Origin of the sequence: Massilia sp. CT11-137 (genome assembly GCF_047302885.1) — a bacterium.
GTDB lineage: Bacteria > Pseudomonadota > Gammaproteobacteria > Burkholderiales > Burkholderiaceae_D > Telluria > Telluria orientalis.
Window position 1 is genome coordinate 3126729 of the sequence record NZ_JBKYMP010000001.1, and the last position, 12012, is coordinate 3138740.

9 protein-coding genes are annotated in these 12012 nt (G+C 64.9%); 6 read left to right on the forward strand and 3 right to left on the reverse strand.

The window, feature by feature from the left end; genetic code table 11:
• The first annotated feature begins 119 nt into the window (after window positions 1-119).
• Together ACEN98_RS14190 and ACEN98_RS14195 are read left to right on the forward strand one after the other, a co-directional pair.
• Window positions 120-3413 carry a PAS domain S-box protein gene (locus tag ACEN98_RS14190; protein WP_413385322.1) on the forward strand — a complete coding sequence of 1098 codons (3294 nt, stop codon included), beginning with the start codon at window positions 120-122 and terminating at the stop codon, window positions 3411-3413.
• 150 nt (window positions 3414-3563) lie between these two features.
• Window positions 3564-3884, forward strand: a complete 321-nt coding sequence (locus tag ACEN98_RS14195; RefSeq protein ID WP_413385325.1) for a hypothetical protein — start codon at window positions 3564-3566, stop codon at window positions 3882-3884.
• Window positions 3885-3980: 96 nt separating this feature from the next.
• Here the strand turns inward: ACEN98_RS14195 and ACEN98_RS14200 are convergent, their stop codons facing one another.
• From ACEN98_RS14200 to map, 3 genes are all read right to left on the reverse strand, one after another.
• Window positions 3981-4727: a pseudouridine synthase gene (locus tag ACEN98_RS14200; protein ID WP_413385328.1), complete on the reverse strand. Its 747-nt coding sequence runs from the start codon at window positions 4725-4727 to the stop codon at window positions 3981-3983.
• Window positions 4728-4894: 167 nt separating this feature from the next.
• On the reverse strand, window positions 4895-7489 hold the full coding sequence (locus ACEN98_RS14205; protein ID WP_413385330.1) for a [protein-PII] uridylyltransferase: 2595 nt from the start codon (window positions 7487-7489) through the stop codon (window positions 4895-4897).
• Between the two features lie 9 nt (window positions 7490-7498).
• A complete protein-coding gene (gene map, locus ACEN98_RS14210; protein ID WP_413339906.1) occupies window positions 7499-8323 on the reverse strand; it encodes a type I methionyl aminopeptidase in 825 nt (274 codons plus the stop codon).
• Window positions 8324-8577: 254 nt separating this feature from the next.
• Between map and rpsB the strand changes: the two genes are divergently transcribed.
• The 4 genes from rpsB to frr all read left to right on the forward strand — a co-directional run bounded on the left by rpsB (window position 8578) and on the right by frr (window position 11930).
• A complete protein-coding gene (gene rpsB / locus ACEN98_RS14215; RefSeq protein WP_036228556.1) occupies window positions 8578-9324 on the forward strand; it encodes a 30S ribosomal protein S2 in 747 nt (248 codons plus the stop codon).
• A 146-nt stretch (window positions 9325-9470) separates the two neighbouring features.
• Complete coding sequence (gene tsf, locus ACEN98_RS14220) at window positions 9471-10379, forward strand: translation elongation factor Ts (protein WP_371762385.1); 909 nt, start codon at window positions 9471-9473, stop codon at window positions 10377-10379.
• A 245-nt stretch (window positions 10380-10624) separates the two neighbouring features.
• Complete coding sequence (gene pyrH, locus ACEN98_RS14225) at window positions 10625-11341, forward strand: UMP kinase (protein WP_036228558.1); 717 nt, start codon at window positions 10625-10627, stop codon at window positions 11339-11341.
• Window positions 11342-11369: 28 nt separating this feature from the next.
• Window positions 11370-11930 carry a ribosome recycling factor gene (gene frr, locus ACEN98_RS14230; RefSeq protein WP_036228560.1) on the forward strand — a complete coding sequence of 187 codons (561 nt, stop codon included), beginning with the start codon at window positions 11370-11372 and terminating at the stop codon, window positions 11928-11930.
• Window positions 11931-12012: the final 82 nt, after the last annotated feature.

Below are 12012 nucleotides of genomic sequence, written 5' to 3' on the forward strand. Positions count from 1 at the left end.
GCCCCGGAATTCGTTAAATATTGTTAAACATGGCGGGCACGATTGAAATTCGATTGGCACTGATCGGATTGTCAAGTAATCTGGGGTTGCAGGGTGTGGGCAACCAAGACTCGACGACTATGGCCGACTCGACATTTGATGCAGCGACCGGAGCCCGCGACGACGAGGTCGTCGAAGCGGTATTGCGCGAACGCGCGGCGCACCTGCCCGCGCGCGACGGCGCGGCGGAGAGCGTCGTGCTGGCGCGGCTGGCGCAGGCGCTGGCCGACACGCCGGAGCACGTGCTGCAGCACCTGGCCGATGCCGTGCGTGCGCTGTGCGGGGCCGATGCGGTCGTCGTGGCGGTGCGCGATGGAGCGGACGGGAGCGACGGCGGCACCGTGCGCTGGTGCGTCGTCTCCGGCGCGCTTGCCGGGCACGAGGGCGAGCGCTGGGGCCTGGACGAGTGCGCCTGCGGCACCGTCATCCGCGCCGACGGCGCGGTGCTGCTGGAGCAGCCGGCCGACACGTACCCTTCGCTGCGCGCCAGCGGGGTGCCGGTCGCCGAGTTTCTCGGCGTGCCGTGGCACCTCCACGGCGGCGCCGCCGGCGCGCTGGCGGCCGTGCTGGCCGATGACGGCGCGCATTTCGACGCCGAGGACCTGCGCCGCCTGCGCACCTGCGCGGCGTTCGCCGCGGCCGCGCACCAGGCCGGCGGCGGCGAGATCGAGCGCAAGGTCGAGGAACGCCTGCGGCCCGTCCTTGAAACCAAGGAGCACCTGGAGCGCGAGGTCGAGGAAAGCCGCGCGGCCGAGCGCCTGCTGCGCGAACACAAGGCCCTCATCGACGCCACCCTCAGCATCAGCACCGTCGGCGTGCTGTATTTCGACATCGACGGCACCGTGCGCGACGTCAACGCCGCGTTCGAGCGCATGACGGGCTACACGCGCGCCGAACTGCGCACGATGCCGAACTGGCGCGACATGACGCCGGCCGAGTTCTGGGACGTGTCGGCGCGCGCGCTGCGCGACCTCATCGACAAGGGGGTGACGCTGCCGTACACGAAGCAGATGAAGCGCAAGGACGGCAGCCGCTGGTGGGGCCTGTTCGCGCCCGCGCGCATCTCGGGCGACGGCGCGAACGCGCGCTGCGTGCTGTTCGTCATCGACGTCACCGAGAACCAGGAGACGGAGGCGCGCCTGGCCGAGAGCGAGGAACGGTTCCGCGCGATGGTCGAGGGCTTCGCGCAGACCGTATGGGAGTCGGATGCGCACGGCCGCGTCGTCACCGGTTCGCCCAGCTGGACGGCCTACACGGGCCAGGCGGAATCGGCGTCGCTGGGCGTGGGCTGGATCGAGGCCGTGCATCCGGACGACCGCGCCTACGCGCTGCGCGAATGGCGCGCGGCCGTCGGTACGCGCCGCGTCCTGAACGCCGAGTTCCGCGTGCAGATGGCGTCCGGCGGCTGGCGCTGGACCAATGCCCGCGCGGCGCCGCTGTTCAACCGCGACGGGAGCGTCCGCAAATGGGTCGGCATGCACATCGACGTCGACGAGCGCCGCCGCACCCAGGCCGCGCTGGCGGAGAGCGAGCGGCGCTACCGCATGCTGTTCGAGGCGATGGACGAAGGTTTTCTCCTCGCGACCGTCCGCTTCGACGACACGGGCCGGCCGGCGGGCCTCGATTACGCGGAAGCGAATCCGGCCGCCGTGCGCATGGCCAACATCGCCTACGTGGGGCCGGGCCAACTCCGCATGCGCCCGGAGCACGAGCCGTGCTGGCTGGACGCCTGCGCCCAGGTCGTGCGCACCGGCGTCTCCAGCCGCTCGCAATGCTTCTCGCAGCCGCTGGGCAACTGGTACGACTTCTTCGTGTACCCGGTCGGCGGGCGCCAGGTGCCGCGCGTGGCGATCCTGTTCCACGACATCACCGTGCGCAGGCGCGCCGAGGATGCGCTGCGCGAGAGCGAAGGCCGGTTCCGCGCGCTGGCCGATGCGTCGCCCGCGCTCGTGTATCAGTTCGACGTGGACGGCAACGTCATCTACCTGAACCAGCGCTGCGTGACGAACGACGTGTCTGCGGAAGACGGCAGGACCGGCTGGAAGAGCATCGCGCGGCCGGACGACATGGACGGGTACCTGCGCGACGTGTACGACGGGATCCGCACGCGCGGCGCCTACACCCAGCGTGTCCAGACGGTCGTGAAGGACGGCAGCCGGCACTGGTTCGAATCCCATGCGTCGCCCTGGCATTCGGGCGACGGCGAACACCGTGGCTATGTCGGCATCTCGCTCGACATCACGGGGGCCGTGCAGGCCGAGGAGGCCCTAAAGGAGGCCGATCGTCGCAAGGACGAGTTCCTTGCGACGCTGGCCCACGAACTGCGCAATCCCCTGGCCCCGATCAGCAACGCGGTGCAGCTGATGCGTCGTCCCGACGGCCGGCGCCAGTCCGACCGCGTGGTCGAGATGGTGGGGCGGCAGGTGAAGCAGATGGCGCGCCTCGTCGACGACCTGCTGGAAGTGTCGCGCATCACGCGCGGCAAGATCGACCTGAAGCTGGAGCGGGTGCCGTTCGCCGAGATCGTCCACGGCGCCGTCGAGACGAGCCAGCCGATGATCGACCGCGCCGGTCACCAGCTCGCCGTCGCGCTGCCGGAGCCGCCGCTCGTCCTCGAGGCCGACCGCGTGCGCCTGACGCAGGTGTTTGCGAACCTGCTCAACAACGCCGCCAAGTACACGGACACGGGCGGGCGCATCTGGTTCGACGCGCGGCGCGAGGACGGCCAGGTCGTGGCCATCGTGCGCGACACGGGCATCGGCATTCCGGCTGACGCGCTGCCCTGCGTGTTCGACATGTTCGCCCAGGTTCACCGGTCCGCTGGACGGGGGCAGGGCGGCCTCGGCATCGGCCTGACGATGGTGCGCAGCCTCGTCGAGATGCACCACGGCACCGTCGAGGCGCGCAGCGCCGGACCGGGCCAGGGCAGCGAATTCATCGTGCGGCTGCCGCTCGCGCCCGAGCGCGACGTCGACGACGACGCGCCTCCCCTGGGCCAGGCGCGTCCCGCCGCACCATTCCACGGCCAGCGCATCCTCGTCGTGGACGACAACCGCGATGCCGCCGACACGCTCGGGCTATTGCTCGAAGCGGATGGCGCCGAGGTCCGCGTCGTGTACGACGGCCGCGCCGCGCTGGCGATGGCCGAATCGTTCCAGCCGACCAGTGTCCTGCTCGACCTGGGCATGCCCGGCATGGACGGTTACGAAGTCGCGCGCCGGCTGCGCCAGGACGAACGCTTCACCGGCGTGCGGATCGCGGCGCTGACCGGCTGGGGGCAGGACGCCGACCGGCGCCAGACCCGCAACCGCGGTTTTTCCCACCATCTGACGAAACCCGTCAGTCTCGAGGAGTTGCACCAGATTCTTGTCTGAAACTGATCATACGACGTTGTTGAAACAATAAGTTACAAAATTGTGACATATGCGAACTGCATTTGGTTCCGCTATGTGCGTTAGCGAACGTCAATGTGCCTGCCGCCTAAGTAGACTGAAATCAACGTCAACCGATGTTGGGAGGCAGCGATGGCGTGGATTTCACAATTCGTCAGATACCTGGGCGTCTTCAACGACCCCCAGTTACACCCCGAAACGATTTCGGACCTCCCACCGTTTGCACTGCGCCAGACGCTCGAAGCGCTGCTGCGGACCGGCTGGATGAAGACGTTCGAATACGATGCCGAGGATGCATGGGTCGATTACGCCCGCGTGGACTTGCGCCGGGGTCGATCGAAGCTGAGGCTGGAGTGGGACCAGGACAGCGGCGGTACCGTCGAGGCGCCGCGGGCCGTGCTCGCTGAACTGCGCGTGCTCGATCCGTGGATGCAGTTGCGGCACGCGCATTGATGTTCGAGGAATGCTGCGTGGGCACGGGGTGCCCACCCTACGGCATCGACGGATCGCAGGGGGGGCTCCCCGAGCCCGCCAAATCGCACCGTTGACTCAAAACCTCTCGTCCGCGCCCAGGTAGCGCCACTGCCCGGGCGGCAGTTCGCCGAGCTTCACGCGCCCGATACGCACGCGCTTGAGGCCGATGACTTTCAGGCCGACCATGTCGCACATGCGGCGGATCTGGCGCTTGCGGCCTTCCCTCAGTGTGAAGCTGAGCTGGTCGTCGTTTTGCCAGCGCACCTTCGCGGGCAGCAGCGGTTTGCCGTCCATCCACAGGCCGTGGTTCAGCTTCTTGAGGTCGGCGTCCGGCAGGCGTCCCGGCTTCGTGTACTGCACGCGTACGAGGTATTCTTTTTCGATGGACGTGTCTTCGCCGATCAATTGTTTGGCGATGCGGCCGTCCTGCGTGAGCACGAGCAGGCCGACGGAATCGATGTCCAGTCGTCCGGCCGGCACGAGGGATTTCAGCTGCGTGGGGTGGAACTGCTCGGGCGACGGATCGTCCGCCCAGCGGTTTTCCGGCTTCACGAGCACGACGGCCGGCTTGTAGCCGTCTTCGGCCTGGCCGCTGACGTAGCCGACCGGCTTGTTCAGCAGCACGGTGACGCGCTTCGCCTGCTGGGCGGCGGCCTGGCGCTCGACGGTGATCTTCTGGTGCGGCAGCACTTTGCTGCCGAGCTCGGAGACCACCTGGCCGTCGACTCTCACCCATCCTTTTGCGATCCACTCGTCGGCCTCGCGGCGGGAGGAGAGGCCAAGTTCGGACATGCGTTTGGAGAGGCGTACGGGTTCGGTCATGGTGACTTCAGATAAATACGAAAACAAAAAACACCGTCGTTCCCGCGGAGGCGGGAACCCATGCTGAAGCGCCGAAGTCACTCCGGTGACAGGCTGCAGTCGATTCCGAATGACAGAATTCTGTGGCTCAGTATGGATTCCCCCTTTCGCGGGAATGGCGCTTTAACTTAGATTTTTACGGCATCCAGCAACTCGGTCTCGAGTTGCACCTGCACCCGCTGGTTATTGAGCGCCTGCCCGTCGATGAGGAACACGTCCTCGACGCGCTCGCCCAGGGTCATGATCTTGGCGGTGTGCAGGTTGATGCGATAACGCGCCAGCACGCTCGCGATCGAGTACAGCAGTCCGTTGCGGTCGTTGGCACCGATGGACAGCACCCAGAACTGGCCGCGCTCGTCCGGGCGCATGTCCACGGTCGGCGTGATGGGGAAGTTGCGCGACATGCGCGACAGCCGGCCCCGCAGCGGCGGGCACAAGGGTTCCTGGTGCACGAGCACCTCGCACAGCTCGTGCTCGATCAGGTTGATGATGTCGCGGTAGCTGTTGGCGAAATGCTCGTCCGTGATGAGGAACGTGTCGAGCGCGTAGCCATCCTTCGTCGTGTGGATCTTGGCGTCGAGGATGGAGAAATTCTTGCGGTCGAAATAGCTGCAGATGCGCGCGAACAGGTCGGGCTGGTCCTGCACGTACACCGTCACCTGCAGGCCTTCGCCGATCGGCGCCAGGCGCGATTTCACGACGGGCTTGTCGCGGCCCAGCTTGTCGATCAGGCAGCGCGTCTGCCAGGCGATGTCGGACGCGTCGTGGCGCAGGAAATACGCCATGTCGAGCTGCTTCCACAGCGCCTCGTGCGCATCGGACGGCAGGCCGAACAGGCGCAGCGTCGCCAGCGCTTCCTGCTGGCGCGCGCGCAGTTCGCGGTCGGCCGACGGCGGCTCGCCGCCCAGCACGCGCAGCGTCATCTTGTACAGGTCTTCCAGCAGCTTCGCCTTCCACGCATTCCACACCTTCGGGCTCGTGCCGCGGATGTCGGCCACCGTCAGCAGGTACAGCGCGGTCAGGTGGCGTTCGTCGCGCACGAGGCGGGCGAAGGACTGGATCACGTCCGGATCGGACAGGTCCTGCTTTTGCGCCACCACCGACATCGTCAGGTGGTGCTCCACGAGAAACACGACCAGTTCCGTGTCTTCCTCGGACAGTGCGTGGTCGCGGCAGAATTCGCGCGCATCGACCTTGCCCAGTTCCGAGTGGTCGCCGCCGCGGCCCTTGGCGATGTCGTGGAAGAGGGCGGCCACGTACAGCAGCCAGCGGTCGCGGAAATTCGCGATCAGCTGGCTGCAGAACGGGTATTCGTGCGCGTGCTCCGTCATCGTGAAGCGGCGCATGTTGCGCACGACCATCATGATGTGCTGGTCGACCGTGTACACGTGGAACAGGTCGTGTTGCATCTGGCCGATGATGCGGCGGAAGTTCGGCAGGTAGCGGCCGAGGATGCCCATGTCGTTCATGCGGCGCAGCGCGTGCACGAGGCCCACGGGCGCCTGCAGCACGCGCAGGAACAGGGCGCGGTGCTGCGGACTCGCGCGGAACGCGTCGTCGATCAGGGTGCGGGCGTGCCACAGGGCGCGCATCGTGCGTGCGGTCATGCCCTTGATGTCGGGGCGCTCCGTCATCAGCACGAAGATTTCCAGCACGGCGGAAGGCGTGGATTCGAACGTGTCGTCCGCGGCGATGTCGATGAAGCCGCCCACTTCGTTGAAGCGCGGGTTGATCGGCACCGGCTGCGACGGCGTGGGGAACAGGTAGGCTTCGATGTTCTGCAGCAGGATCGTGTTCAGCTGGGTCACCGTCTTCGCAGCCCAGTAATATCTCTGCATCAGGAATTCGCTGGCGCGGCGCGCATCGAGGCCTGCGCCGGTCGACGTGAGGCCGAACGTTTCCGCGATGGCCGTCTGGACGTCGAACACGAGGCGGTCTTCGCGCCGGTTCGTCTGCAGGTGCAGGCGGATGCGGATGTCCTTGAAGGCGCGCTCCTTTTCCATCAGCTGGCGCGCTTCCTCGCGCGTGATCAGGCCGCGGATCGCGAGCTGGCTCCAGGAATTCGCGAGGCCGGCCGCCTTGGCCACCCACAGGATCACCTGCAGGTCGCGCAGCGCGCCCGGGCTTTCCTTGACGTTCGGCTCCAGCGAGAACGGCGTGTATTCGTATTTCGCGTGACGCAGGCGCATCTCGGCCGTCTTGGCCTGGAAGAAGGCCTGCGGGTCCATCGCCTCGTCGTAGCGGCGCAGCAGCTCGTTGAACACGGCTTCATTGCCCGTCACGAGGCGGGCTTCCAGCAGGCTCGTCTGCACGGTGATGTCGGCGGCCGACTCCGTCATGCATTCGTCCACCGTGCGGATGCTGTGACCGATCTCCAGGCCCAGGTCCCACAGCAGCTGCACGAAGTTTTCCAGCTTCGCCTGTGCGATCGCGTCGGGCGGGTTGCCCAGCAGGATCAGCAGGTCGACGTCGGAATTCGGGAACAGCTCGCCGCGGCCGTAGCCGCCCACGCCCACGAGCGCCGCGTCAGGCGGGAGACCGGCCGCGTGCCACGCATCCGCCAGCACGCCGTCGACGCTGTGGCGCAGGCCGCGCAACAGTTTTTCCGGCTTGCCGTTCTCGCGGAACTCGGCAATGACGAGCTGGCGCTCGGCTTTCAGGCGCTGTTTCAATTGCAGCGGCTGCAGGGGTTGCGGCGGCGGGGCGATGGTGGCAGTGGACATGGTGGCGGATCAGGCGGCGACGGTGTCTTTCGGCTGGATGATGGCGGGCGGCGGCGGGGTACCGGCCGACGTCGTCAGCACTTCATAGCCCGTCTCCGTCACGAGGATCATGTGTTCCCACTGGGCCGACAGGCTGCGGTCCTTCGTCTTGATCGTCCAGCCGTCCGGCATTTCGCGGATCTCGCGGCGGCCCGCGTTGATCATCGGCTCGATCGTGAAGATCATGCCGGCTTTCAGTTCCTCGCCCGTGCCCGGGCGGCCGTAGTGCAGCACCTGCGGTTCCTCGTGGAACACCTTGCCGATGCCGTGGCCGCAGAATTCGCGCACGACGGAGTAGCCGGCGTTTTCCGCATGCTGCTGGATCACGTGGCCGATGTCGCCCAGGTGCGCGCCCGGTTTCACCTTGCTGATGCCCAGCCACATGCATTCGTAGGTGATGTCCGTCAGGCGGCGCGCCAGCTTCGACGGTTCGCCGATGAAGAACATGCGGCTGTTGTCGCCATGGTAACCGTCCTTGGTGATGACGGTGACGTCGATGTTCACCACGTCGCCATTCTTGAGCACCTTGTCGCCCGGAATGCCGTGGCAGATCACGTCGTTGACGGAGGTGCAGACGGCTTTCGGGAACGGCGGGTAGCCCGGCGGCGCATAGTTCAGCGGGGCGGGGACGGTGCCTTGCACGTTGACCATGTATTCATGGCACAGGCGGTCCAGTTCGCCGGTGGTCACGCCCGGCTTGACGAAGGGCGTGATGTAGTCGAGTACCTCGGCGCCGAGGCGGCCGGCGATGCGCATGCCCTCGATGTCTTCCGGGGTCTTGATGGAAATGGCCATATTGATCCGTTCTGCAATAAGTTCTGTGCCGGTCATTATATGTGATTCATAACGCCGCCGGGCCGGTCGCCGCCGCCACTGTTGAGAGCCGTATGCGTGCGCGAGCTTGAAATTCGTGTCGAATCCCGCTAGAATCTCGGGTTGCTCGTGTCCATATCGAGCAATTTGTGAATGTAAATCGCGAATGCGGCCGACAAGGGTGCCCGGAAACGGGTGTACCGGCCGTCATTCAAGACCCAACCCTGGAGAATACAATGTCTGTCACTATGCGCGAAATGCTGGAAGCCGGTGTTCACTTCGGCCACCAGACCCGTTTCTGGAACCCGAAAATGGCCCCGTTCATCTTCGGTCATCGCAATAAAATCCACATCATCAACCTGGAAAAAACCATGGCGATGTACCAGGATGCGATGAAGACCATCAAGCAGATCGCCGCCAACCGCGGCACGATCCTGCTGGTGGGCACGAAGCGCCAGGCCCGCGACATCATCGCCGCCGAAGCACAGCGCGCCGGCGTGCCGTACGTCGACCAGCGCTGGCTGGGCGGCATGCTGACCAACTTCAAGACCATCAAGACCTCGATCAAGCGCCTGAAGGACATGGAAGCTGCCATCGAGTCGGGCGAAGTCGAGAAGATGAGCAAGAAAGAAGCGCTGATGTTCTCGCGCGAACTGGAAAAGCTGCAGAAGTCGATCGGCGGCATCAAGGACCTGCAGGGCGTGCCGGACGCGATCTTCGTCGTGGACGTCGGCTACCACAAGGGCGCCGTCACCGAAGCCGGCAAGCTGGGCATCCCGGTCATCGGCGTGGTCGATACCAACCACTCGCCGGAAGGCGTGTCGCACGTGATCCCGGGTAACGACGACTCGTCGAAGGCCATCACCCTGTACGCACGCGGCGTCGCCGATGCGATCCTGGAAGGCCGCGCCAACGCGACCAACGAAGTCGCCGAGATGGTCAAGTCGGCTGACGACTTCGTCGAAGTTTCCGAGCAAGCTTAATTGCCCGCGGGTCACGGCCCGCTGAGCTGTAAAGGGGGCGCCGAGCCTAAGATCGAGCGCCCCTTTTTGTAAGCAATTCCTGAACAGATTAATAATATGCAAGACGCCGAAGACGGCGGCTTGCTCCTACTTTTAGGAGAATGAACATGGCAGCGATTACTGCAGCGATGGTTGGCGAACTGCGCGCCAAGACCGACGCACCGATGATGGAATGCAAGAAGGCACTGAACGAAGCCGAAGGCGACATGGCGCGTGCCGAAGAGATCCTGCGCGTCAAGCTGGGCGGCAAGGCATCGAAAGCGGCAGCCCGTATCACCGCTGAAGGTGTCGTGACGGCTTTCGTCGCCGGCAACGTCGGCGCGCTGGTCGAAATCAATAGCGAAACCGACTTCGTCGCCAAGAACGACGAGTTCATGGCCATGGCCAACCTGGCTGCCAAGCTGGTCGCCGAGAACAACCCGGCCGACGTCGCCGCCCTGGCCGCCCTGCCGGTCGACGGCAAGACGTTCGACGACGTGCGTACGGCACTGATCGGCAAAATCGGCGAGAATATGACCGTTCGCCGCTTCCAGCGCTTCGAAACCACCGGCAAGCTGGCATCGTACCTGCACGGCAACCGCATCGGCGTGATCGTCGACTACGACGGCGCCGACGAGCAGGTCGGCAAGGACGTCGCGATGCACATCGCCGCGATGAAGCCGGTCTCCCTGTCGGCAGAGCAAGTGCCGGCCGAGCTGATCGAGAAAGAGCGTTCGGTTGCTCAGCTGAAAGCCAAGGAAGACGCCGACAAGGCCGTCGCCGAAGGCAAGCAGCCGCAATCGGCCGAGATCGTCGCCAAGCGTATCGACGGGTCGGTGCAGAAGTACCTGAAAGAAGTGTCGCTGTTCAACCAGGCTTTCGTGAAGAACGACAAGCAAAGCGTCGAGCAGATGCTGAAGGCCGCCAACACCACCGTGAAAGCATTCACGATGTACGTGGTCGGCGAAGGCATCGAGAAGAAAGTCGACGACTTCGCAGCGGAAGTGGCAGCCCAGATGGCTGCTGCCAAGCAGTAATAAAGAGAACGGGCCGCAAGGCCCGTTTTTACAACCGGTTGCAAGACGCCGGTAGGGTGGGGCAATTCAAGCCAAGTGGCGCGAATTGCGTGCCCGCCATGCGTTCACGTGACGCATGCAATGGTGGGCACGGGGTGCCCACCCTGCGTCCGCCGGGGGCGACCCCTCCGGCTGGCGCAACGCACGGGCGCATTCCCCGGGCGCTGAAACAGAATCAAACACATCTATACTTAGGAGCCCCATTCATGACAAAACCAGCCTACCAACGAGTCCTCCTCAAACTGTCTGGCGAAGCGCTGATGGGCGACGATCCGTTCGGCATCAACCGCGCCACCATCGAGCGCATGGTCGCCGACGTCGCGGAGGTGTCGAAGCTGGGTGTGGAACTGGCAGTGGTGATTGGCGGCGGCAATATCTTCCGCGGCGTCGCGCCGGGTGCGCAGGGCATGGACCGCGCGACGGCCGACTACATGGGCATGCTGGCCACCGTGATGAATGCGCTCGCGCTGGCCGACGCCATGCGCCAGCAGGGCATCACCGCCCGCGTGATGTCGGCGATCGGCATCGAGCAGGTGGTCGAGCCGTACGTGCGCCCGAAGGCGCTGCAATACCTGGAAGAGGGCAAGGTCGTCGTGTTCGCAGCCGGTACCGGCAACCCCTTCTTCACCACCGACACCGCAGCCGCACTGCGCGGTTCGGAAATCTCGGCCGAAATTGTATTGAAGGCAACCAAGGTCGATGGCGTATATACTGCCGATCCGAAGAAGGATCCGCACGCGACCCGCTACGAACAGATCTCGTTCGACGAAGCGATCGCGAAACACCTGCAGGTGATGGACGCCACCGCGTTCGCCCTGTGCCGCGACCAGAAGCTGCCGATCAAGGTGTTCTCGATCGTCAAGCCGGGCGCGCTCAAGCGCGTGATCATGGGCGAGGACGAGGGTACACTCGTACACGTTTAATCAATAGTTAGAAATACAGGAGAGCAGCATGTCCGTAGCTGACGTTAAAAAAAGTGCCCAGGACAAGATGGCGAAATCCATCGAGACCCTGAGAGGCAACCTGGCCAAGGTTCGCACCGGCCGCGCCCACACCGGCATCCTGGACCACGTGATGGTCGACTACTACGGTTCGCCGACCGCGCTGCCGATGGTCGCCAACCTGACCCTGATCGATGCCCGCACGATCGGCGTCCAGCCGTATGAGAAGAAAATGCTGAACGTCATCGAAAAGGCGATCCGCGAGTCCGACCTGGGCCTGAACCCGTCGACGTTCGGCGAGCTCGTCCGCGTGCCGACCCCGGCGCTGACCGAAGAGCGCCGCAAGGAAATGGTCAAGCTGTGCAAGTCGGAAGCGGAAGACGCGAAGATCGCCGTCCGCAACGTGCGCCGCGACGCCAACGAACAGCTGAAGAAGCTGGTCAAGGACAAGGCGATCTCGGAAGACGACGAGCGCCGCGCCCAGGACGATGTCCAGAAGATGACCGACAAGGCCGTCGTCGACATCGACAAGCTGGTTGCCGAGAAAGAAAAAGAAGTGATGACGGTGTGATCCGTATTGCGGCATGATATGCCGCATATCGTCGTGGACGTCGGACCGGCAGGCCAGGCTTGACCGGTCCGTTCCGCCTTTT

What these genes read in the sequence shown, in the direction of transcription:
- pyrH (WP_036228558.1), top strand. Translation starts at nt 10,625, where the DNA reads ATGACAAAACCAGCCTACCAACGAGTCCTCCTCAAACTGTCTGGCGAA.
- rpsB (WP_036228556.1), top strand. Translation starts at nt 8,578, where the DNA reads ATGTCTGTCACTATGCGCGAAATGCTGGAAGCCGGTGTTCACTTCGGC.
- ACEN98_RS14205 (WP_413385330.1), bottom strand. Translation starts at nt 7,489, where the DNA reads ATGTCCACTGCCACCATCGCCCCGCCGCCGCAACCCCTGCAGCCGCTG.
- ACEN98_RS14190 (WP_413385322.1), top strand. Translation starts at nt 120, where the DNA reads ATGGCCGACTCGACATTTGATGCAGCGACCGGAGCCCGCGACGACGAG.
- frr (WP_036228560.1), top strand. Translation starts at nt 11,370, where the DNA reads ATGTCCGTAGCTGACGTTAAAAAAAGTGCCCAGGACAAGATGGCGAAA.
- tsf (WP_371762385.1), top strand. Translation starts at nt 9,471, where the DNA reads ATGGCAGCGATTACTGCAGCGATGGTTGGCGAACTGCGCGCCAAGACC.
- ACEN98_RS14200 (WP_413385328.1), bottom strand. Translation starts at nt 4,727, where the DNA reads ATGACCGAACCCGTACGCCTCTCCAAACGCATGTCCGAACTTGGCCTC.
- ACEN98_RS14195 (WP_413385325.1), top strand. Translation starts at nt 3,564, where the DNA reads ATGGCGTGGATTTCACAATTCGTCAGATACCTGGGCGTCTTCAACGAC.
- map (WP_413339906.1), bottom strand. Translation starts at nt 8,323, where the DNA reads ATGGCCATTTCCATCAAGACCCCGGAAGACATCGAGGGCATGCGCATC.